Below are 21,421 nucleotides of genomic sequence, written 5' to 3' on the forward strand. Positions count from 1 at the left end.
CCGGCCGCCGCCACGCCGTAGGCGCGGCGGATGAGGATGCTGCACCAGGGCACGGTGGCCTGGTAGACGGCGGCCAGGGCGCGCACGCCGTAGCGCATGACGCCGGCCTTCTCGGCCTCCACGCCGATCTGGAAGCCCGCGATGTCCACCAGGTTGACCACGGGCAGGTGGAAGGTCTGGGCCATGTCCACGAAGCGCGTGAACTTCTCGGCCGAGGGGCCGTCCCAGCCGCCGCCGTAGAAGTACGGGTCGCTGGCCACCACGGCCACGGGCCAGCCGTCGATGCGCGCCAGCCCCGTGACGATGGCCCGGCCCCAGTGGCGGCCCGTCTCCAGGAAGGAACCCTCATCGACCAGGCATTCGACGATGGGCCGGATCTTGTAGACCTTGCGGCCATCGCGCGGAATGGCCGACAGCAGCCATTCGTCGCGCCGCCGCGGATCGTCCTGCGGCGCGGTGCGCGCAGGCAGCTCGTACACCGACGATGGCAGGTAGGACAGGAAGCGGCGCACGCGCTCGAAGGCCTCCTGCTCGGTGGCCACCTCGTCATCGACCACGCCGTTGCGCGTGTGCACCTGGCTGCCGCCCAGCTCGTTCTTGGTCACGTTCTGGCCGATGCGCGCCACCACGGGCGGGCCGGCATTGAACAGCTGGGCGGTCTCCTTGACCATCACCGAGTAATGGCTGGAGGCCACGCGCGCCGCGCCCATGCCGGCCACCGAGCCCAGGGCCAGCGAGACCACGGGCACGGTGGACAGGTTCTGCACCACCTGGCTCCAGACCTTCATGGTGGGCACGCTGGTGTAGCCCTTGGTCTCGATGTTGCGCACCGAGCCGCCGCCGCCCGTGCCGTCCACCAGGCGCACCATGGGCAGGCGCAGGTCGTGCGCCATCTTCTCGGCAAAGATCAGCTTGTCGCCCACGGCGCCGTCGTTGGCGCCGCCGCGCACCGTGAAATCGTCGCCCACCACGACCACGGGCCGCCCGCCCACGCGCGCCCGGCCCATGATGAGGTTGGAGGGCGTGAAGTCCGTCAGCCGGCCCAGGCCGTCGTACTGGCCCGAGCCGGTGAGCGAGCCCACCTCCACGAAGGACTGCGCGTCCGTGCAGGCATCTATGCGCTCGCGCACCGTGAGCTTGCCCGCGGCCTTGTGCCGCGCCACCTTGTCCTCTCCGCCCAGTTTGGCCGCCAGTGCGCGGCGGTATGCGATCTCGTCCACTTCGGGTTGCCAGCTCATGTCGTCGTGTCTCCTTGTGCCTGTGGAGATGCACAAGGCGTGCCAGAACGCAGCGCGTTGAATTCAAAGGATTTTTTCCACAGTCGACCTGCACGTGTCCACATCAAGGACAACCTCGAAGACACGGGTTGGGCACTGTCTTCAATGGAGACACCACGGGGACAGACCCGTGGCCTGCGCGCCGCTAGAGTGCGTTCACCCCAGCCACTGCCCGCCATGCCCATGCCCAGCTCCCCCGACCACCGATTCGGCGTTCTCGTCTGGCGACGCGACTCGCCCGAGCCCGTGGCGCGGCTGGGCTTGGCGCAGGAACCGCTGCTGCATGCAGCCGTCACCGAAGCCCTGGCCCGCGCGCACGGCGACGGGCACAACCCCATAGGCCATGGCCAGCTGCTGCACGTGGAAACACCGGGCCCGCGCGGCACGGTGGCCCGCCATGTGGCCGTGGTGCTGGCCGATGCCGAGGGCGAGGTCGCCCTGCTGCGCCCGGCCGACGAGGCGGCGGCGCTGTTCGACATGGTGGCCAGCGTGCCCTTCGCCTTCGCCATCCTCAACATGTTCCTGACCAACCCGTACCAGGCGATCACGGTGGCCGACCATGAAGGGCTGATGCGCTACATCAGCCCCGTGCACGAGAAGTTCTTCGGCCTGGCGCCCGGCACGGCCGCAGGCCGGCGCGCCGAGGACGTGATCCCCAACTCGCGCCTGCCCCACGTGGTGCGCAGCGGCCGGGCCGAGATCGGCGACCTGCAGCAGCTGGGGCCGGGCGTGAGCCGCATCGTCAACCGCATGCCGGTCTACGAGGGCGGCGCCGTGGTGGGTGCCGTGGGCCAGGTCAGCTTCAGCGGCGTGGAGGCGCTCAACCGCATGCAGCAGCGGCTGAACCAGCTGCATGACGAGGTGCAGCACTACAAGCGCGAACTGAGCCAGTTGCGCGGCGGCACGCCCACGGCGCAGATGGTGGGCGCCAGCGCCCCCATGCAAAGGCTGGCCCGCGAGATCGACGCCGTGGCGCGGCTGGACGTGCCCGTGCTCATCCTGGGCGAGAGCGGCAGCGGCAAGGAGCTGGTGGCCCAGGCCCTGCATGCGCGCGGCCGCGATGCCGAAGCGCCCCTGGTCAGCCTCAACCTCGCGGCCCTGCCGGCCACGCTGATCGAGTCCGAGCTGTTCGGCTACGAGGCCGGCGCTTTCACGGGCGGGCGCCGGCAGGGCCAGCCCGGCAAGCTGGAGCAGGCCGAGGGCGGCACGCTCTTCCTCGACGAAGTGGCCGACATTCCCATGGAGATCCAGGTCAAGCTGCTGCGCGTGCTGGAGGACCGCCAAGTGCAGCGCCTGGGCGCGCACAGCGGCCGGCAGGTGAACTTCCGCATCGTGGCCGCCACGCACCGCGACCTGCGCGGCCTCATCGACAGCGGCCGCTTCCGGCTGGACCTGTTCTACCGCCTCAGCGGCGTGGTGCTGCATGTGCCGGCCCTGCGCCAGCGCCTGGAGGACATCCCGGCCCTGGTTCAGCGCTTTGCCCAGTCGTTCTGCGAGCGCAACGGCATTGCGCTGCCCCGCATCGCGCCCGGTGTCATGCCCTACCTGGCCCGCCAGGCCTGGCCCGGCAATGTGCGCCAGCTGCGACAGCGCGTGGAAGAGGCCCTGGTGTTTTGCGACGGCCACCTGCTGGGCGTGGACAACTTCGCGCGCCACGAGGACCCGCTGGCCGGCGCACGACCTTCGCCCGTTGCCGAGGCCGACATGCCCTCCACCGGCGCCGTGGCCCCGCTCAAGGACCAGGAGCGCAACGCCATCCTCGACGCCATCGCACGCTGCGGCGGCAACAAGAAGCTGGCCGCGCAGGAGCTGGGCATCTCGCGCTCCTACCTCTACAAGGTGCTGGGCGCGGCATCGCCCGGCTGAGCCTGTCGTGCCGAAGGCAGGGAATTCGAGACAGCGGCTGGCCGCACCGTTGCCATACTAGGCACCCCGTACCCCCTGCCGTCCCTGCCGCCCCTGCCGCACCCGGCGCCCCGAATGCAAGACACCCGAGACGCGCTCGAACAGCGCCAGATCCCCATCTACTTCGCCGCCGTGGCTCTGGCCGCGGCCGCCGCCTGGGCGCTGCCCGGCACGGGCGTGCTGGAGCGTGCCATCAACCCCACGCTGGCGCTGATGCTGTACGTGACCTTCTTGCAGGTGCCCGTGGCCGAGCTGCGGCGCGCCTTCGGCCAGGTGCGCTTCCTGACCGCGCTGATGACGGCCAACTTCATCATGGTGCCGATGCTGGTCTGGGCCCTGCTGCAGTTCCTGCCCGCCGACCCCCTGCTGCGCCTGGGCGCGCTGCTGGTGCTGCTGGCGCCCTGCATCGACTACGTGGTCACCTTCTCCCACCTGGGACGTGCCGATGCGCGCCTGCTGCTGGCGGCCACGCCGGCCCTGCTGATCGCGCAGATGCTGGCCCTGCCCGGCTACCTGGGCCTGTTCCTGGGTGACGATGCGGCGCGGCTGGTGCAGGCGGGGCCTTTCCTGCATGCGTTCGTGTGGCTGATCGCCGTGCCGCTGGCCCTGGCCGCTGCCACGCAGCTGTGGGCGGCCCGCAGCCGGCGCGGCGCCAGCGCCTCGGCATGGCTGGGCCTGCTGCCCGTGCCGGCCACCGCGCTGGTGCTGTTCGTGGTGATCGCCTCCGTGCTGCCCCAATTGGGCCCGGCAACGCAGGCCGCCTGGAGCATGGTGCCCGTCTATGCGGCCTTTGCGGTGGCGGCGCCCGCGCTGGGCTGGCTGGTGGCGCGCGCCTTCCGGCTTCCAGCGCCCGCAGGCCGAGCGGTCGCCTTCAGCGCGGGCACGCGCAATTCGCTGGTCGTGCTGCCGCTGGCCCTGGCCGTGCCTGGCGCCATTCCCGTGCTGCCGGCCGTCATCGTCACGCAGACGCTGGTGGAGCTGCTGGCCGAGCTGGCCTATGTGCGCGTGATTGCGCTGTGGGGCCGGGACCGGGAGCCGGCCCTGGCCCGCGGTCAACGCGATGACGCCGCGCCATAGGCCTGGCGCAGCTGCGCCATGTTGTCCAGCAGCGCCGTCGGCCCGGCGCTGCCCATCAGGTACCAGCCCTTGGGATCGAGGAAGACGACCTGCCCCTTGCGGCCGGCCGCCGTGGCGTGGATCCGCGCGTTGTCGAACACCTTGCGCGAAGCCATGATCTCGCCGCCGCCTGCCGCTTGGCCCGTGGCCGTGTTGCGGTCGATGACGTAGATCCACTCGGGGTCCAGCCGCGCCACATCATCGAAGCCGTAGGCGGTGCCGCGGGCTGGCAGTTGCGCAGCCGATAGCGCCGAGCGCGCGCCGAACACATCGAACAGAAAGCCGAAGCGCGATCCCGGCGCCTGCGGCAGGAGCTTGTCGTTCACGGCCATGAGCAGCAGGCCCGGCGCGGCCTGCGAGGCCTGGGCATGCAGGCCCTGCAGCTCGGCGTGGATGCGCTGCACCAGCGCACGGCCCTGCGCCTGGCGGCCGAACAGCAGCGCCAGCGTGGCGATGTTGCGTTCGATATCGGCCAGCATGTGCTTGCCGCTGACGCTCAGGTCCAGCGTGGGCGCGATGCGTCCCAGCACCTCGGCCTTGCCGGCCGAGCGCCCGCCCACGATGATCAGGTCGGGCGCCAGCCGGCTCAGCGCCTCGTAGTCGGGCTCGAACAGCCCGCCCGCCGCAGGCCGCTGCGCGAAGCTGTCCAGATACCGGGGCAGCTGCGCCCGGGGCACGCCTGCGACCGCCGACGCAGGCACGCCCAGCGCATGCAGTGCATCCAGCGCCCCCAGGTCATAAACCACCGCGCGCCGGGGTGCGCCGGGCAGGCTGGCCGCTCCCCCGGCATGCCGCACGGACAGCGGGGCCGCCACCGCAGTCCCCAGGAACAAGGCCGGCAAGGCCAGCGCCGCCGCGCGGCGCGTGATATCGAAGGTCATGGCAAAGAATCCCAGGAAAAAATGAAAGGAGTTCCGGCCTCCGGAGGCGGGTGCCGCGCCGGGAAGCGGCGCGGCCTGATCCGCAGGCCACGGGCAGCGGCCGCCCTTGCGGCCGGGATGCCTAGAACTTCACGTTCATGCCGATCCAGTAGCGCCGGCCGTCCTGCACCGTGGCGTAGTCCTCGTAGTACACGTCCTTGTCGAACAGGTTGTAGATGCCTGCGTAGAAGGTCACGTCCTTGCTGTAGTTGTAGGAGCCGCCCATGTCGAACATGGCATAGCTGCCGGCCACCCAGGTGCGCGCCGAACGGCCGCCCGTGGGCTGGCTTTCCTTGCCCCGGTAGGACAGCTTGGCCCACCCCGCCCATTGCTGCGAAGGCTTCCAGTTCAGCGCCAGGTTCAGCATGTGGCGCGGCAGCTGGCTCAGCGGCTGCCCCGCGAACTCGCCGCTTTTTTGCTCGGACTTGGTGAAGGTGTAGCTGCTGCTCAGGTCCAGCGTGCGCGCCAGCGGGGCCTTGAACGTGGCTTCGATGCCGCGCGTGATGGCCTTGTCGATATTGACGTTGGTGGTGGGCGTGTTGCCCGAGGAATTGGCCGGCCCGCACTCGGGACAGGCGATGCGCGTGATCTTGTCGTTGAACTCGTTGTCGAACACCGTCAGGCCTGCCGACAGGCCGGCGCCGTTGTTGTAGAGCACGCCCAGTTCCTTGCTCAGCGAGGTTTCGGGCTTCAGGTCGGGGTTGCCGTAGATGTTGCCGCCGCGGCTGGACTGGCCCCAGTCGCCCAGGGTCTGGCGCAACGAGGGCGCGCGAAAGCCGGTGGACACGCCGCCCTTGACGGTCCATTGCGCGTCGAGGTTCCACACGCCATACAGGCGCGGGCTCCATTGCGATCCGCCCTTGCTGTCGTGGTCGTAGCGCAGGCCGCCGGTCAGGGCGAAGTTCTCGCGCAGGCGCCACTCGTCCTCGGCGAACCAGGCGTACTGCGTGCGATCGGCCGTGGTGCGCGCCGAGCCCGGCAGCGTATTGGTCGTCGTGTCGCGCAGGTCCTGCTGGTTGTAGTACACGCCCGTGGTCAGCAGGTGCTGGCGGCCCAGCGGCGCCACCCAGCTGCTGTTGAACACCGTGTTCCTGATGGTCATGTCGCGCGACAGGTTGCGCGTTTCCTCGCGCTGCAGATAGGTGTCGGAGGAAGCCCAGCCCCAGCGGCCCTTGTGCTGCAGCGAGTAGTTCTCGCGCTCGAACTTGCGGTCGCTGGGCGCATCGGTGGGCAGCAGGGTCATGCCAGGCGACGAAACGAAGTGCTGGCGCGAAGTGCCGATCTCGGCGATCAGGTCGTGGTCCTTGCTGGGGGTCAGCGCCAGGCGCAGGTTCAGCGAACGGTTGTCGCTCTTGTTGTAGCCCTGGTAGATGCGGTCCTGGTCGCGCTTGCCGTAGTTGCCGTACAGGCTCAGGCCCAGCAGGTCGGTCTTGATCGGGCCTGACAGGTAGAAGTTGGTCTGGTAGGCATCGCCCGAGGTGGAGCGCTCCTGCAGCGTGGCGTCGGCACGCACCGAGCCATGCCAGTTCTTCGCCACCTTGCGCGTGATGACGTTGATCACGCCGCCCATGGCGTCCGAGCCGTACAGCGAGGACATGGGGCCGCGCACCACCTCGATGCGCTCGATGGCCTCCAGCGGCGGAATCCAGCTCTGGTCCGTGCCGGTGCTGCCGTTGGTCTGGGTCTCGCGCGTGCTCATGCGCTTGCCGTCCACCAGGATCAGGGTGTAGTTGGCGCCCATGCCGCGCAACGAGATGTCGTTGGAGTTGTTGTCCGAGGGCGTGAGGATCACGCCGGGCACATCGCGCAGGGCATCGTGCAGGTTGCGGTAGGCGCCCTGCTCCAGTTCCTGGCGCGTGATCACCGAGATCGAGGCCGGCGCCTGGCTGATCTCCTGCTCGAAGCCGCTGGCCGTCACGACCAGGGTTTCCAGCGTGGCCCCGCCTGCTGCCTGGGCCAGCGCGCTGCCCGAGGCCAGCAGGCCCAGGCAGGCGCCCAGCGCGGTGCGGCGCAGGGGAACGGCGGTGGAGGGAAACGAAGCACGCAGGGAGGTGCAAAGGGCGGACAGGGCAAAGCCACGGCCCGCCGCGGGGGCTGTGCAGTTGTGCATGGGAAAGCTCGCAAGAAGAATCACGGACGGTCGAACGACCGGGGTGCGCATCCGCTCTGTTGTTTTTGATGAGTGCGAATCGTTCTTATTTTATTTTCCCGTCGACAACGGCCTGGCCGACGGCAGCGCAGCTGCTGTTTTTCTTTACAAGCGGGCCGATCTGTGAGCAATTCATTCAGGATGCTGAATGTTGCCTTGTTCATCAATGACATGCAGGGCCGCCAGTGCCCGGGCGCGTGCAGCGCCCGGCACGATTCACGGCGTTCCGGCGAGCACGGCGGCTTTGTAAAGTTGGCCCGATGTGGCCCGCAGGCAACATCCTGATACGAGGATCAGGCCCACAGCCGCCCCGCATTGGAGACCAGGAACAGCACCAGCCCCACGGCACCGCCGACCACGGTGCCGTTGATGCGGATGTACTGCAGGTCCTTGCCGATATGCAGCTCGATCAGCTCGGACAGCTCGCGCGCATCCCAGCGCCGCACGGTATCGGCGATGTGCTGGGCCAGGAACTGCGAGACATCGGGCGCCAGCGCCTGGGCCCAGCGCTTGAGGCGCTCGTTCATGGAGCTGCGCAGCGCCTCGTCGTGCGCCAGCGACTGGCCCAGCCAGCGGCCCATGGCGGCGGTCTTGCGCGCCACCTGCGAATGCTCGTTGGCCAGGTCCGCCTGCAGCTTGGCGCGCAGGCCCAGCCACAGCGCCCGCAGGTAGCCGGCCAGCTTCTCGTCGTGCAGCAGGTAGTGGCGCAGCCGCTCGGCGCGCTCGGACATGGCGGGGTCGGACTGCAGCCGCGTGACCAGCCGGTCCACGGAGGCGTCGAAGGCCTTGCGCATGTGGTGCTCGGGATTGCTGGCAATGTCCTGCAGCAGGCTGTCGAGCGCGCCCGCAATGGCGCTGGCGCCCTTGTCGCTGAGCCAGTCCGTGGGCAGCATCTTTTCCTTGAGCGGATGCTCGCGCTTGAGCCACAGCACGATGGTCTGGGCGATCAGCACATGTGTCTCGGCCTCGCGCAGCACGCCGCTGACGCGGGCCAGCACATCGTCCAGCACGGCCTGGTGGCGGCCGTCCTTGGTCAGGCCCGACAACAGATCCGCCGCCGCGCGGGGCAGGTCCACCTGGGCCAGCAAGGCCTTGAACGCCTGTGTCAGAAAGCGCTCCACCTGCCGGTCCTGCACCATCTCCAGCGCCGCCAGCGCCAGCCGCGCCACCTGCCGCCCCAGCAGGGTGCTGTTGGCCGGCGTGGTCAGCCAGCCGGCCAGCACGCGCGCAGGATCATGGCGCTCGATCAGCGCCACCAGCGAAGGGCCGTCCAGGAACTTGTCGCGCACGAAGTTCGCCAGGTTCTCGCCGATGCGGTCCTTGTTGCGCGGGATGATGGCCGTATGGCGCCCGACCAGGGGCAGCGGAATGCGCCGGAACAGCGCCGACACTGCAAACCAGTCGGCCAGCGCGCCGACCAGCGAGGCCTCGGTCACGGCCTTGATGCAGGCCAGCCACAGCGGCACCTGCTGCCAGTGCCCTGCCGCCACGGACGAGGCCACAAAGCCCAGCGCCACGAACAGCAGCAGCGCCAGCGGCAGGCGCTTGGCCGACTTCAGTGTTTGACGTTGCTCTGGCGACAGCATGGAGCGCAGCATACGACGCCCGTCCGCCATCCGCATGACGATGCCTGCCGCCAAAGCCTGTCAGCCAGCGCCTGCCTGCGAATTGCGCGGACAATACCGGCTTTCTTCAGAACCCTCTTGCGAGAACAAGACCATGACCGACGCCAACGCACCCGCCGATCGCCCCGCACTGCCCGACCACCTGTCCATCGACCCGCGCAGCCCGCACCATGTGGCCGCCGTGTTCGAGCACGACATCGGCATCCGCTTCAACGGCAACGAGCGCTTCGATGTGGAGGAATACTGCGTGAGCGAGGGATGGATCAAGGTGCCGGCCGGCAAGACGGTGGATCGCAAGGGAAAGCCCCTGCTGATCAAGCTCAAGGGCGCCGTGGAAGCGTTCTACCGCTGATTTCCGGCCGGTCGCAAGGCCGGCCGCAACCTCTTCAGGAATCAGCGGGCTTCAGCCCGCATCGGCCCGCGGCGCCGGCGGGTTCCTGAACTTCTCCCGCAGCTCGGCGCAGTGGTCCTTGGCGGGCAGGGCATCCGTCTTCTGCAGCCAATCCACATCCGAGGCCTGCGCCACCGATGTCTCCCCCGCCTGCGCCACGGCCACCTTGGCGCCTGCGGCCTCGGGCAGCCAGGTGGGAATGCCCACGCCGCGCAGCACGTGGCCGCGCCCGGCCACCAGCAGCACGGTCTTGCCGGGCTTGACAGCGGCCCTGGCCACCTCGGCCATGCTGGCATCGCGGGCCAGCTGGATGCGGGCCATGGGCGCCAGCTGGGTGTCGGGCAGCAGGCCGCAGTGGCCTTCGCGGATGGCGTCGAGCTGGCGCTGCCAGCCCTCGGGCGGCAGGTGGGTGTCCAGGTTCTCGTTGCGCATGGCCTGCTTCATGTCGGCGCGCGGCAGGTTGCCGCCCAGCACGGGCACGCCAGCGCGCACGGCGGCCATGACCACGCCGCGGTAGCGCGGCCAGGGCCAGGCCGCGTCCTGCCATTGCAGGGCCTGCTGCACCGCGTCCTCGGATGCATCGCGCGCCAGGGACGCGGTGGAGCCGGTGCGCGGCGCCATCTCGATCACCAGCGCGGCCAGGCGCTCCTGTTTTGCCAACTGCTCCACCGTGGCCTGCTGCCAGGCCTGGTGGGCGACCGCATCGTGCTGCTCGCCCAGCAGCACGATGGGCGCGTCGGACCAGCGCTGCAACTGCTGCGTCCAGTCCCGCGCCGGGGCGGAGGAGCTTGCGCAGCCGGCAAGGGCTGCCGCCAGCAATGCGGCCGCAGCCAGGCCGGCAAGGTGCGGGGTGCGGATGAAGGGGCGGGGGATGGAGCGGACTTGCATGGCCCCATGCTAAACACTGGCCTCGCCCGGGGACGCCATAGGCCCTGTGGGCATTGGGGGCAGTTGAAAGGATCCTAGGAATCGGGACGGTGCACGGCGCAAACGGGCGGCGCTTGATTCAGGTCAAGACGCGCAAATGTGCCGTGGCTACAGTGCAGCATGCATGGCAAGCCCTCGCTTTCGACCAAGCTGCTGCTCATGGGCGCAGCCTGCCTGCTCGCGGCCGTGGCCTCCATTGGTTTCACGCTGTGGGTGGCCTGGCAGCTGGAAGGCGGCGCGGCGGCGGTGAACGAGGCCGGGCGGCTGCGCATGAGCATGGTGCGCATGGCCATGGCGCGCCAGAACGAGGCGCCTGCGCAGTGGCAGGAGCGCGCACGGCAGTTCGACGCCAGCCTGGACCTGCTGCGCAGCGGCGACATGTCGCGGCCGCTGTTCGTGCCCTGGAGCGATGCGGTCAGCGCGCGCTACGAGCGCATACGCGGCGACTGGAGTGCGCTGCGCACGCAGTGGCAGGCCGAGGACCATGTCGATGCGCAGGCCATCATGAGCAGCGCCGATGCCTTCGTGCGCGAGGTGGACGGATTCGTCGAAGCCATCGAGGACCGGCTCTCGCGCTGGACGGCCATCCTGCACCTGTTTCAGATGTGTCTGATGGCGCTGGCCATCATCGCGGCCGTGAGCTTCATGGCCACCAGCTACTGGCTGGTGCTGCATCCCGTGGGCCAGCTGCGCTCGGCGCTGGAGCGCATGCGCCGCGGACACCTGGACACGCGCATGAGCGTGGAGGTGGACGACGAGTTCGGCCAGCTGGCGGCCGGCTTCAACCTCATGGCCCAGTCGCTGCAGAGCTCGCACGCCGAGCTGGAGGACAAGGTGCGCGAGAAGACCGCCAGCCTCAACGTGCAGCACCAGCAGCTGCAGGCGCTGTACGCGGTCAGCGTGCAGGCGTCGGAGGCCGCCAGCCTGCAGTCCCTGGCCGAAGGCTTTGTGCGCCAGGTCCGCCTGGCGGCCCAGGCCGATGCGGCCACGGTGCGCTGGTCCGACGAGGCCAACGAGCGCTACGTGCTGCTGGCCGGCGACGGCCTGCCCCAGTCCATGTCGGTGCAGGAGCACTGCCTGCACACGGGCGCCTGCCTGTGCGGCCAGCCGCGCGAGCAGGCGCGGCTGCGCGTGATCCCCATCACGCCGTCCAGCGACCTGCAGCTGCCGCACTGCCGCGAGGCCGGCTTCGAGACCGTGGTCAGCATCCCCGTGCAACTGCAGCAGCGCCTGTTGGGCGAGGTCAACCTGTTCTTTCGCTCCACCGTGGTGCTCACGGACGACATGCGCGACCTGCTGTCCGCCATGGCGCGCCACCTGGCCAGCGCCATGGAAAGCCTGCGCGCCACGGCGCTGGAGCGTGAGGCCGCCGTGGCCGAGGAGCGCGGCCTGATCGCGCGCGAGCTGCATGACTCCATTGCCCAGTCGCTGGCCTTTCTCAAGATACAGACCCAGCTGCTGCGCGACGCCGTGGCCAAGGGCCGCGACGAGGCGCGCGACCGCAGCCTGGGCGAGCTGGAAGTGGGCGTGCGCGAATGCTATGCCGACGTGCGCGAGCTGCTGGTGCATTTCCGCACGCGCACCAGCGCCGAGGACATCGAGGCCGCGCTGCGCGCCACGCTGTCCAAGTTCGAGCACCAGACGGGCATTGCCACCTCGCTGAGCATGTCGGGCCAGGGCCTGCCGCTGGCGCCCGACGTGCAGATCCAGGTGCTGCACATGGTGCAGGAGGCGCTGTCCAACGTGCGCAAGCACGCGGGTGCCAGGCATGTGGAGCTGCGCGTGGGGCGCCACCCCTGGCGCTTCGAAGTCTGCGACGACGGCTGCGGCTTCGTCCCCGCCGACGTTGCGCCGGACTCGCTGCATGTGGGTCTGGGCATCATGCGCGAGCGCGCCCTGCTGGCGCAGGCGCTGGTCCATGTCCACTCCCGCCCCGGCGAGGGCACGCGCGTGCTGATCGAGCTGCCGCCGTCGGCCTCGGCCGGCGCGCCAGCGCAGGCCCTCCCCTCGAACGCGTGACACGCTCCCGCAAGAAAAAGACCGCCCCATGTCCTTCTCCAGCCCCATCTCCGTCTTCGTCATCGACGACCACACGCTGTTCCGCCGCGGCCTGATCGCCCTCATCGCCCAGGACGCAGGCCTGCGCGTGGTCGGCGAGGCCGGCGACGCGGGCGAGGCCCTGCGCCTGGTGCCCGCGCTGGTGCCCCAGGTCATCCTGCTGGACAACCACCTGCCCGGCGTGCTGGGCGTCGATGCCATCGCGGGCCTGCGGGCCGCATCGCCCGGCAGCCGCGTCGTCATGCTCACCGTGAGCGAGGACGGCCAGGACCTGGCGGCCGCGCTGCGCAACGGCGCCCAGGGCTATCTGCTCAAGACCATCGACGGCGACCTGCTGTCCGAGGCCCTGCGCCGCGCCGCGCGCGGCGAGCCCGTGGTCAGCCCCGAGATGATGGGCAAGCTGGTGGCCGCCTTCCAGTCCCAGGGCGCGCCCGAGCCCCAGGCGCCCGAGCCGGACGAGGCCCCGGCCTCGCCGCTGTCCCCGCGCGAGGAAGAGGTGCTGGTCCAGATCGCCCGGGGCGCCAGCAACAAGGAAATCGCCCGCACGCTGGACATTGCCGAGACCACGGTCAAGATCCATGTGCAACACATCCTGCGCAAGCTCGGCCTGAGCTCGCGCGTGCAGGCGGCGGTGTATGCGTCGGAGCGGCAGCGGGATTAGCGGCCTACGCTGTGGCTGAAGCCCAACCATCCCCAGCACACCGCAGCGCCCACACCCAGGCCAGCGCGGCCGCCACGGTCAGCCCGGTGAGCATGGCCGCCGCGCCCATGGCATCCAGCGCCACGCCGGCCGCCAGCGGCACCAGCATGCGGCTGGCGGCGAACAGGCTGGCCTGCAGGCCGTAGTCGAAGGCCTGCCAGCGCGGGCGGGCGAATTGCATCATCAGTCCGAAGACGCAGGCCGAGGAGGCGCCCATGGCTGCTGCCACGCAGGCCACGGCCGCGACCAGGCCCGGGGGCGGGGCGCCGGCTGCGATGACGGCGGCCAGCAGGGCCAGCGCCGCCACGTTGCAGCCCGCATACAGGGGCAGGGCGCGCCGGGTGCCCAGGCGGCGCGTGAGCAGGGGCGAGGCCGCGCCCGCCAGCGCAGCCACCACGCCGCCGCCCATGCCGGCCAGCAGGGCGGCCTGGGCGGGCGCGAAGCCGTGGTCCAGCATCAGCGGCTTGAGGTAGAACCAGGCCGCGCCGATGAAGGGGAAGTAGCTGACCAGCACCAGGGTCCAGCGCCAGGCGCCGGGCTGGGCGCCATAGCCGCGGACCATGGCGGCCAGTCCAGCTTTGGGCGCAGGCAGCAGCACAGGCGAGGGCGCATCCCCGGGCTCATGGCGCACCACCCAGGCCAGCAGCAGTGCGCCCAGCGCCAGCGCGCCCGCCAGGCACAGGAAGGGCGCGCGCCAGCCCCATTTCGCCTGCATGAGCAGCATCATCCCGCCGCCCACGATGGCGCCCAGCGACAGCGCGGCCGCGCGCACGCCCCCGGCGCGCATGCGCTCGGACGCGGGCAGCAGGCGGATGGCCAGGGCGCTGACGGGAATGTCGGCCCAGGTGGCGGCCAGCGCGGCCGCGAAGGCCAGGCCGAACAGCCACAGGCGCTCGGCCAGCAACTGCTGCCAGCCCAGGGTCAGCAGCACGGCCGCATAAGCCAGGCACAGGGCCAGCGCCCAGGCGCGGTAGCGCGGCTGGCCGTTCGCGCTGCGCGCTTCCACGGGCGCGGCCAGCGCGAACTTGATCAGCGCGGGCAGCCCCGCCAGCTGGAACAGGCCGATGGCCGTGCCCGACCAGCCATGCTGGCGCATGACCAGGGGCAGGCCCAGCCAGAGGTAGACGCTGGGGGCGGTGAGCGCCAGGTGCAGCCAGCCGAAAAGTGCCTGGAGCAGCCAGACCGGGCGGGGAGCTGCGGCCTTCATGGCGCGGCCTTGCGGGCAATGAGCACGGCCAGTGGCGCCATCGGAAACTCGCGCGACTCGATGCGTTCGATGCGCTCGAAACCCGCCTGCGCCAGCAGCGCCTGCAGCTCGCCGCGCCGGGTCACGCTGCGGCCCAGCAGGCGCATGGGCAGGTAGTAGGGCAGGGTGCGCAGGGCGGCTTCGGGCGTCTCATCCACCTCGGCATGGGCGCAGACGAAGACGCCGCCGGGCGCCAGCGCGTCAAACACCTTGGCCACCACGGCTGCCGCATCGGGCACGAAGTGCAGCACGGACGAGCACCAGACCAGGTCGTAGCCGCTGCCTATGCCGTCCGTGGCCAGGTTGCCGCCCAGCGCGGTGAAGCGGTCGGACAGGCGGGACTGGCGGGCGTTGTCCGCCGCCACGGCCACGGCCTCGGGCCAGTCGAAGACGCTGGCCTGCAGCGCGGGCTGCTGGCGCAGCAGGGCCAGCGCGATCCAGCCGGGGCCGCCGCCCAGGTCCAGCATGCGGCGCGCGGTACCCGCACCGGCAGCGACCTCGGGCACCTGGTCCAGCACCTGCAGCGCGGCAGGCACGCTGACGGCGCGCTGCTCCTGGCCGATCTGGGCGCGCGCGGCGGCGGCCCAGCCTTCGGCATTGCCCGTGGTCAAGGGGGCGCTGCAGGCCGAGCCGTCCCCGGCAGGGCCGTGCTCGACCAGGCCGCGCAGCAGCGTGGCGGAGTGGCTCAGCGAGCGCAGGCGGAACAGCCAGGCCGCGCCGCAGGACTCGGGCGATGCGCTGTGCAGGTAGCGCAGCGCATCGGTGGCCAGCAGGTAGCTCACGGGCTCGTGCTGGCCGCGCCGCAGCAGGCCCATGCTCCACAGCAATTCCAGCCAGTGGGAGGTATTGGCCTCGTTCCAGCCCTGGGCCTGGGCCAGCTCGGCCGGCGTCTGGGGCGTGGCCAGTCGGTCCAGCGCCCCCGATTCGAGGGCCAGCACCAGGGCCTCGGCCTGGACCTGGGCGGCTGCCAGGTCCCACAGCGGCTGCAGGGCGTGAGAGGAGGCGTGGGTAGGGGATTCACGGCGGGGTGTATTCATCGGAAGGTCCTTTTCACGAAAGGGAGTCACATGCGCCAGGTCAGCCGCACGCCGAACTCGCGCGGCGGGCTGTAGACCACGACCTGGCCATTCAGGTAGCCCACGGCGTCGTAGCGGCGGTTGGCGGCATTGCGCAGGTAGGCGGCGATTTCCCAGGACGCCTGGGCATAGCCGGCCGACAGGTTGAGCAGCCCGTAGCCGGGGCGGCGGTAGGCGTTGGCGGCGTCCAGGTAAACCTTGCCCGTGCCCTGCACGGCGGCCTGCGCCCACCAGCGGCCGGGCGCGTCGTAGCGCAGCGCCACATGGGCCGTCATGTCGGGCGCAAACGGGTTGCGGTGGCCGTCGTAGATGGCGGCGCCGTCGCGGAAGCTGCCGAAGCGCGTGCGGTTCAGGCCCAGGGCCGTCTGCAGCTGCCAGCCGCCGCCGAACACATAGTCCAGCTCGAAGTCCGCACCCGTGGAGCGCGCCCGCGCCGCATTGGTGATGTAGACCACGCCCGGCAGGCCCATCTGCTGCACCTGCATGTCGCGCACCTGCTGGGTGTAGACCGAGGCCGCATAGCGCAGGCGCTGCCCCAGCAGCCGGCCCTTGGCGCCGATCTCCCAGGCGCGCACGGTCTCTGGCTCGTAGGCCGCATAGCCCATGGCCGGAGAGAACACGTTGAAGCCACCCGCGCGGTAACCCTCGCTGAGGCTGGTGTAGATCTGGTCCTGGGGCGACCACTGGTATTGCAGCGAGAGCTTGGGGCTCAAGCGCGACCAGTCGTCGCTGCGCGCCGCCGCGCCCGCGGGGGCCAGTTCCACGCGGTTGCGCTCCACGCGCGCGCCGGCCGCCAGCGTCCAGCGCTCGGACAGCGGGACGGTCCAGTGCGTGAACAGCGCCGCCGTGCTGCCCTTGAGCCCGGCCGTGGGCCGCATCAGCGCGGCGGGCAGCTTTTGCTCGTAGCGCAGGTCATGGTCGTCGCGGTCCAGGTACAGGCCGGCCAGCCAGCGCGCGTTCCACAGGCCTGCGGCCTCGCCCTCCAGGCGCAGTTCCTGCGAGGTCGTGGCCAGGCGGTAGTCGCGCCGCACGTGGAGCAGGTCGGCGCGCTGGAAGTCCGTGTCCTGCAGCACGCGGTCGTCGAAGACATTGCGTGCGGTGATGGAGCGCAGCCGCAGCCCCGAGGCAAAGCGGTGCGAGACATCGAGCGACAGCGTCTGCCCGCGCGAGCGGTTCCAGCTGTCCGTGCCCGAGTTCACCGTGGCGCGCGGCGCGGCAATGCTGCCCCATTGCGCGGCGCCGTCGTCCCAGCGCTGCTGGGCGTAGCGCAGCGTGGCCTCGGTCTCGGCCGTGGGCGTCCAGCGCAGGGCCAGGCGGCCGCTGGCGCGCTCGCGGTCGTCCACGCGCGCTCCCGTCGCCTGCTGGCGAATGAATCCGTCCTGCGCGCGCCACTCGCCCGACAGGCCGATGTAGAGCTGGCCCGGCACCAGGGCGCGGCCCAGCTCGAAGCTGCCCGCGCGCTGGCCGTGGTTGCCGGCCTCGGCGCTGATCGATGCATAGGGCGCGTCGCCGGGCTGGCGCGTGACGATGCTGACCACGCCCGCTTCGGCATTGCGGCCGTACAGCGTCGATTGCGGGCCGCGCAGCACCTCCACGCGGTCCACGCCCTGCAGGTTGTGCTCGAAGCCCTGGGCCATCAGCGTGGGCACGCCATCGACCAGCAGCAGCGTGGATGAGGAGAACGACACGAAGTTGGCCGTCAGCCCGCGCATCACGGGCGGCTGCACGCCCGACTGGCCGAAGGCCTGGAACACAAAGCCCGGCACCTGGGCGGACAGCGCGTCCAGCCCGCGCACGCCGGCCGCCTCCAGCGCCGCGCCGTCGAAGACGGAGACGCTGGCGGGCACGGCGTCCAGGCTCTCGGCCTGCTTGTTCACCGTGACCGTGATCTCGGGCAGGGTGGCTTCGGGCGCCTGGCCCTGGGCCGCCACCGTGAAGGGGGCCAGGGCCAGCGCGGCCGGCCAGCGAAGGGGGAATGCCATGGTGTTCTCGTCCTCTCCAAAAGGGAATCTCGTTGGAGACCGATGCTAGGGAAGATGAGAATCGCTATCATTTGAAAACGTATGCGCGCCGGAGCATTTCCTATGCGAAGCGCGCCTCCATTCCTCGCACATGACCTCCCGCATCCCTTCCTCGCTTGCCTTGCCCCAGCCCTGTGCGCCGGGCTGGACGCGGCATGCCCTGCCCGCCGAGCTGGGCGACTGCCATGCGGAGCGCTTCACGCTGGGCGACGGCATCGTGCTGGCGCGCTCGCACTACTGCCCGCTGCGCGACCTGGTGGAGGACAGCGTGCAGGCCGATGCCTCGGACCAGGGCCGCACCCTGGTCATCACGCTGGGGCTGGCCGGGGAATCGGGCTTTGTGGCGCGTACGGGTGCGGCACTGCGCTTCGGCGCGGGGCAGACCACGCTGGCAGCCTTTCGCGGCAGCCAGGGCGAGCGCCGCTATGCGGCCGGCCAGACCGTGCGCCAGCTGCGCCTGCTGCTGTCGGGCGCGGCGCTCGACCGCTATCTGGGGCCTGAACTCTCGCAGCGCCTGACCCAGGTGGACGGCGCGGCCGGCGTGCGGCCCTTGGACCACCGTGCCAGCCTGCCGGCCAGCCTGGCGCTGGCGCGGCGCCTGGCCCAGCCGCCCGGGCACCAGCCCACCGATGCGCTGGACCTCCACATCGCCATGCTGAGCCTGGCCGCGCTGGAGCTGCGGCATCTCGCTCCTGCGCCGCAGCCGGCCAAGGCGGCACCGCGCTGGTCGGCCGACGAACTGGCCCGGCTGGAGCAGGCGCGCGAACTGCTGTCCACCCAGATGGACCGCGCGCTGACCCTGGCCTACCTGAGCGCCGCCGTGGGCCTGGGCGAGCACCGGCTCAAGCAGGGCTTTCGCGCCGTCTTCGGCACCACGCCCCAGGCCCTGCTGCTGGAGCTGCGCATGCGCCGCGCCTGGGCGCTGCTGGAGACCGGCTGCCAGGTCGCCCAGGCCGGCTGGCAGGTGGGCTATGCCCATCCGTCGAACTTCAGTGCTGCGTTCACGCGGTTCTATAGGCGCAGCCCGAAATCGGTCTTCGGCCGCCGCTCCTGATCTGCGTCAAGCCTTTTTGTCCCCGATAGTTCTTTGGAACTAGGCCCGCCTGCGCGCTCCTAGTTCTTCCGCCTTGTCCGAGCGTACGGCTGGCGGATGTGCGGCGCGGCCCTCGCGCGGGACCATGGATGCCATAGCCCCCACGAGGAAAACAAAATGGCAAACACAGCGCCCACCGCACAGGGCGACCCCCGAAAGAGCACCAGCACAGGCACACGCCACGACCGCCAGGCCTGGTCGGTCCTGGCCGTCAGCACCCTGGCCTTCACCGTCTGCTTCATGGTCTGGATGATGTTCGGCATCATCGGCATCCCCATCAAGAAGATGCTGGATCTGAACGCCACGCAGTTCGGCCTGCTCACGGCCATGCCCGTGCTCACGGGCTCGCTGGTGCGCGTGCCGCTGGGCATCTGGACCGACCGCTTCGGCGGGCGCATCGTGATGGCGGTGCTGATGGCCGTCACCGTGCCCGCGATCTGGGTGATGGGCTATGCCACCGAGTACTGGCACTTCCTGACCATCGGCCTGTTCGTGGGCCTGGCGGGCGGCTCGTTCTCGGTGGGAACGCCCTATGTGGCGCGCTGGTTTCCCAAGGAGCGCCAGGGCATGGCCATGGGCATCTACGGCGCGGGCAACTCGGGTGCGGCGGTCAACAAGTTCGTGGCGCCGGTGATCCTGGTGGCCTTCGGCTGGGCCGCCGTGCCGCATGCCTATGCGGCCATCATGCTGGGCGCGCTGGTGCTGTTCTGGCTGTTCAGCCACAGCGACCCGGCCCACCTGGTGCCCAGCAATGTGCGCTTCAGCGACCAGTTGAAGGCGCTCAAGGACCCGCGCGTGCTCAAGTACTGCCAGTACTACAGCATCGTCTTCGGCGGCTATGTGGCGCTGAGCCTGTGGATGGTGCAGTACTACGTGGGCGAGTACGGCCTGGACATCCGCGTGGCGGCGCTGCTGGCGGCCTGCTTTTCGCTGCCGGGCGGCGTGCTGCGCGCCATCGGCGGCTGGCTGTCGGACAAGTACGGCGCACACAGCGTGACCTGGTGGGTGCTGTGGGTGTGCTGGATCTGCCTGTTCCTGCTGTCCTATCCGCAGACCGATTTCACGGTGCTCACCACCGAGGGCAGCACCCGCTTTCACCTGGGCCTGAACGTCTATGCCTTCACCGCGCTGATGTTCGTGCTGGGCATTGCCATGGCCTTCGGCAAGGCCAGCGTCTTCAAGTACATCAGCGACGACTACCCCGGAAACATCGGCGCCATCAGCGGCATCGTGGGCCTGGCCGGCGGCATGGGCGGCTTCATCCTGCCCATCCTGTTCGGCGTGCTGCTGGACTGGACGGGCATCCGCTCCAGCGCCTTCATGCTGCTGTACGGCGTGGTCTGGGTGTCGCTGATCTGGATGTATTTCACCGAGGTGCGCCGCACCGACGTGCTCAACAGCCACGGCGGCCACAGCGATGTGCAGCCGGCCGCGCGCTGAACCGCAGGAGTTGCACATGCATGCGAACACCAAGACCGCCGCAAAGGCATCCGCGCGCAGCCGCCCCGGCAGCGTGCTGACCCTCTGGCGCCCCGAGGACAGGCAGTTCTGGGAGCGCGAGGGCGAGGCCATCGCCAGGATCAATCTCTGGATCTCGGTGCCCGCCCTGTTCCTGGCCTTTGCCATCTGGCAGGTCTGGAGCGTGGTGGCCGTGAACCTGCCCGCGCTGGGCTTCACCTACTCCACCAACCAGCTGTTCTGGCTGGCGGCCGCGCCCGCGCTGTCGGGCGCCACGCTGCGCATCTTCTATTCCTTCATGGTGCCGCTGATGGGCGGGCGCCGCTGGACGGCGCTGTCCACGGCCTCGCTGCTGATCCCGGCCATCGGCATCGGCTACGCCGTGCAGGACGCCAGCACCGGCTATCCGACCATGCTGATCCTGGCCCTGCTGTGCGGCCTGGGCGGGGGCAACTTCAGCTCCAGCATGGCCAACATCAGCTTCTTCTTTCCCAAGGAGCGCAAGGGCTCGGCCCTGGGCGTGAACGCGGGCCTGGGCAACCTGGGCGTGTCGGTGGTGCAGTTCCTGAGCCCGCTGGTGATCACGGCCGGCATCTTCGGCGTCTTCGGCGGCGATGCGCAGACCATCACCAAGGCCGGCGAGACCACCCGGGTGTGGGCGCAGAACGCGGCCTTCATCTGGGTGCCGTGGATCGCCATCGCCTCGCTGGCCGCCTGGTTCGGCATGAACGACATCGCCGACGCCAAGGCCAGCTTCGCGGCCCAGGCCGCCATCTTCCGGCGCAAGCACAACTGGGTGATGTGCCTGCTGTACCTGGGCACCTTCGGCTCGTTCATCGGCTTTGCAGCCGGCTTTCCGCTGCTGATCAAGAGCCAGTTCCCGGCGGTCAACCCGCTGGCCTATGCCTGGCTGGGCCCGCTGCTGGGCGCGCTGTCGCGGCCCTTTGGCGGCTGGCTGGCCGACAAGGCGGGCGGCGCGCGCGTGACGTTCTGGAACTTCCTCGTCATGGCCGTGGCCGTGGTGGGCGTGCTGTATTTCCTGCCCAAGGGCAGCGGCGGCTACGCGCTGGGCTTCGGCCCTGCCGAGGGCAGCTTCATGGGCTTCTTCCTGATGTTCCTGGTGCTGTTCCTGACCACGGGCATCGGCAACGGATCGACCTTCAGCATGATCCCGGCGATTTTCCTGGCGCTCAAGCAGCGCGAGCTCGGCGCCCATCCCAGCGAGCAAGCGCAGGCCCATGCCCTCAAGGAGGGCAATACCGAAGGCGCGGCCGCCCTGGGCTTTGCGGGCGCGCTGGGAGCCTACGGCGGCTTCTTCATCCCCAAGAGCTACGGCAGCTCCATCGCCGCCACGGGCGGGCCCGAGCTGGCGCTGTGGGTGTTTGCCGCCTTCTATGTGCTGTGCGTGGGCGTGACCTGGTGGTACTACGCGCGCAGGAACGCCGAGATGCCCTGCTGA

Annotated in this window: 17 protein-coding genes; 9 read left to right on the plus strand and 8 right to left on the minus strand. The window is 70.2% G+C overall.

All coding sequences use genetic code 11. From position 1 onward, the window contains the following. Positions 1–1,238: acyl-CoA carboxylase subunit beta (locus ACM14_RS23525; protein ID WP_065347462.1), on the minus strand; the 1,238-nt coding region annotated here is incomplete at its 3' end. 222 nt (positions 1,239–1,460) lie between these two features. Between ACM14_RS23525 and ACM14_RS23530 the strand changes: the two genes are divergently transcribed. Together ACM14_RS23530 and ACM14_RS23535 are read left to right on the plus strand one after the other, a co-directional pair. Next, on the plus strand, positions 1,461–3,143 hold the full coding sequence (locus tag ACM14_RS23530) for a sigma-54-dependent Fis family transcriptional regulator (protein WP_065347484.1): 1,683 nt from the start codon (positions 1,461–1,463) through the stop codon (positions 3,141–3,143). A gap of 114 nt (positions 3,144–3,257) precedes the next feature. Continuing rightward, positions 3,258–4,259: an arsenic resistance protein gene (locus ACM14_RS23535; protein ID WP_065347463.1), complete on the plus strand. Its 1,002-nt coding sequence runs from the start codon at positions 3,258–3,260 to the stop codon at positions 4,257–4,259. On the opposite strand, the gene ACM14_RS23540 is transcribed toward ACM14_RS23535, so the two are convergent. After that, positions 4,235–5,179 carry a siderophore ABC transporter substrate-binding protein gene (locus ACM14_RS23540; RefSeq protein ID WP_065347464.1) on the minus strand — a complete coding sequence of 315 codons (945 nt, stop codon included), beginning with the start codon at positions 5,177–5,179 and terminating at the stop codon, positions 4,235–4,237. The genes ACM14_RS23535 and ACM14_RS23540 overlap by 25 nt on opposite strands. Positions 5,180–5,300: 121 nt before the next feature. Then, the gene (locus ACM14_RS23545) at positions 5,301–7,328 is read right to left on the minus strand and encodes a ligand-gated channel protein (RefSeq protein ID WP_065347465.1); all 2,028 of its coding nucleotides are present in this window, start codon (positions 7,326–7,328) and stop codon (positions 5,301–5,303) included. On the opposite strand from ACM14_RS23545, the gene ACM14_RS32140 reads away from it, so the two are divergent. Beyond that, complete coding sequence (locus tag ACM14_RS32140) at positions 7,327–7,494, plus strand: hypothetical protein (RefSeq protein WP_156517036.1); 168 nt, start codon at positions 7,327–7,329, stop codon at positions 7,492–7,494. The genes ACM14_RS23545 and ACM14_RS32140 overlap by 2 nt on opposite strands. A gap of 166 nt (positions 7,495–7,660) precedes the next feature. Here ACM14_RS32140 and ACM14_RS23550 read toward each other — a convergent pair whose 3' ends face one another. Continuing rightward, positions 7,661–8,965 (minus strand): DUF445 domain-containing protein, encoded by a 1,305-nt coding sequence (locus ACM14_RS23550; protein ID WP_080736788.1) that lies wholly within the window; start codon positions 8,963–8,965, stop codon positions 7,661–7,663. A gap of 121 nt (positions 8,966–9,086) precedes the next feature. Between ACM14_RS23550 and ACM14_RS23555 the strand changes: the two genes are divergently transcribed. Continuing rightward, positions 9,087–9,344 (plus strand): DUF3297 family protein, encoded by a 258-nt coding sequence (locus ACM14_RS23555; RefSeq protein WP_013804396.1) that lies wholly within the window; start codon positions 9,087–9,089, stop codon positions 9,342–9,344. A gap of 51 nt (positions 9,345–9,395) precedes the next feature. Here ACM14_RS23555 and ACM14_RS23560 read toward each other — a convergent pair whose 3' ends face one another. Continuing rightward, positions 9,396–10,271, minus strand: a complete 876-nt coding sequence (locus ACM14_RS23560) for a ChaN family lipoprotein (RefSeq protein WP_065347466.1) — start codon at positions 10,269–10,271, stop codon at positions 9,396–9,398. Between the two features lie 159 nt (positions 10,272–10,430). On the opposite strand from ACM14_RS23560, the gene ACM14_RS23565 reads away from it, so the two are divergent. Both ACM14_RS23565 and ACM14_RS23570 read left to right on the plus strand, forming a co-directional pair. Beyond that, positions 10,431–12,329 (plus strand): type IV pili methyl-accepting chemotaxis transducer N-terminal domain-containing protein, encoded by a 1,899-nt coding sequence (locus ACM14_RS23565; RefSeq protein WP_065347467.1) that lies wholly within the window; start codon positions 10,431–10,433, stop codon positions 12,327–12,329. Positions 12,330–12,357: 28 nt separating this feature from the next. Continuing rightward, complete coding sequence (locus ACM14_RS23570; protein ID WP_065347468.1) at positions 12,358–13,029, plus strand: response regulator; 672 nt, start codon at positions 12,358–12,360, stop codon at positions 13,027–13,029. Between the two features lie 4 nt (positions 13,030–13,033). Here ACM14_RS23570 and ACM14_RS23575 read toward each other — a convergent pair whose 3' ends face one another. The 3 genes from ACM14_RS23575 to ACM14_RS23585 are packed head-to-tail and all read right to left on the minus strand — an operon-like array spanning position 13,034 to position 17,372. Then, positions 13,034–14,275 (minus strand): MFS transporter, encoded by a 1,242-nt coding sequence (locus ACM14_RS23575; RefSeq protein WP_065347469.1) that lies wholly within the window; start codon positions 14,273–14,275, stop codon positions 13,034–13,036. Then, complete coding sequence (locus ACM14_RS23580) at positions 14,272–15,351, minus strand: trans-aconitate 2-methyltransferase (protein ID WP_065347470.1); 1,080 nt, start codon at positions 15,349–15,351, stop codon at positions 14,272–14,274. The genes ACM14_RS23575 and ACM14_RS23580 overlap by 4 nt, the downstream gene beginning before the upstream one ends. Positions 15,352–15,377: 26 nt before the next feature. Then, entirely contained in the window at positions 15,378–17,372 is a 1,995-nt protein-coding gene (locus ACM14_RS23585) for a TonB-dependent receptor (RefSeq protein ID WP_065347471.1), read from the minus strand. A gap of 130 nt (positions 17,373–17,502) precedes the next feature. On the opposite strand from ACM14_RS23585, the gene ACM14_RS23590 reads away from it, so the two are divergent. The 3 genes from ACM14_RS23590 to ACM14_RS32295 all read left to right on the plus strand — a co-directional run bounded on the left by ACM14_RS23590 (position 17,503) and on the right by ACM14_RS32295 (position 21,421). Continuing rightward, a complete protein-coding gene (locus ACM14_RS23590; protein ID WP_065347472.1) occupies positions 17,503–18,465 on the plus strand; it encodes an AraC family transcriptional regulator in 963 nt (320 codons plus the stop codon). Between the two features lie 156 nt (positions 18,466–18,621). Continuing rightward, a complete protein-coding gene (locus ACM14_RS32290) occupies positions 18,622–19,944 on the plus strand; it encodes a nitrate/nitrite transporter (RefSeq protein ID WP_012203038.1) in 1,323 nt (440 codons plus the stop codon). A 16-nt stretch (positions 19,945–19,960) separates the two neighbouring features. Then, positions 19,961–21,421 carry an MFS transporter gene (locus ACM14_RS32295; protein WP_012203039.1) on the plus strand — a complete coding sequence of 487 codons (1,461 nt, stop codon included), beginning with the start codon at positions 19,961–19,963 and terminating at the stop codon, positions 21,419–21,421.

This window comes from Delftia sp. JD2, from assembly GCF_001682645.1.
GTDB classification, from domain to species: Bacteria; Pseudomonadota; Gammaproteobacteria; order Burkholderiales; family Burkholderiaceae_C; genus Comamonas; species Comamonas acidovorans.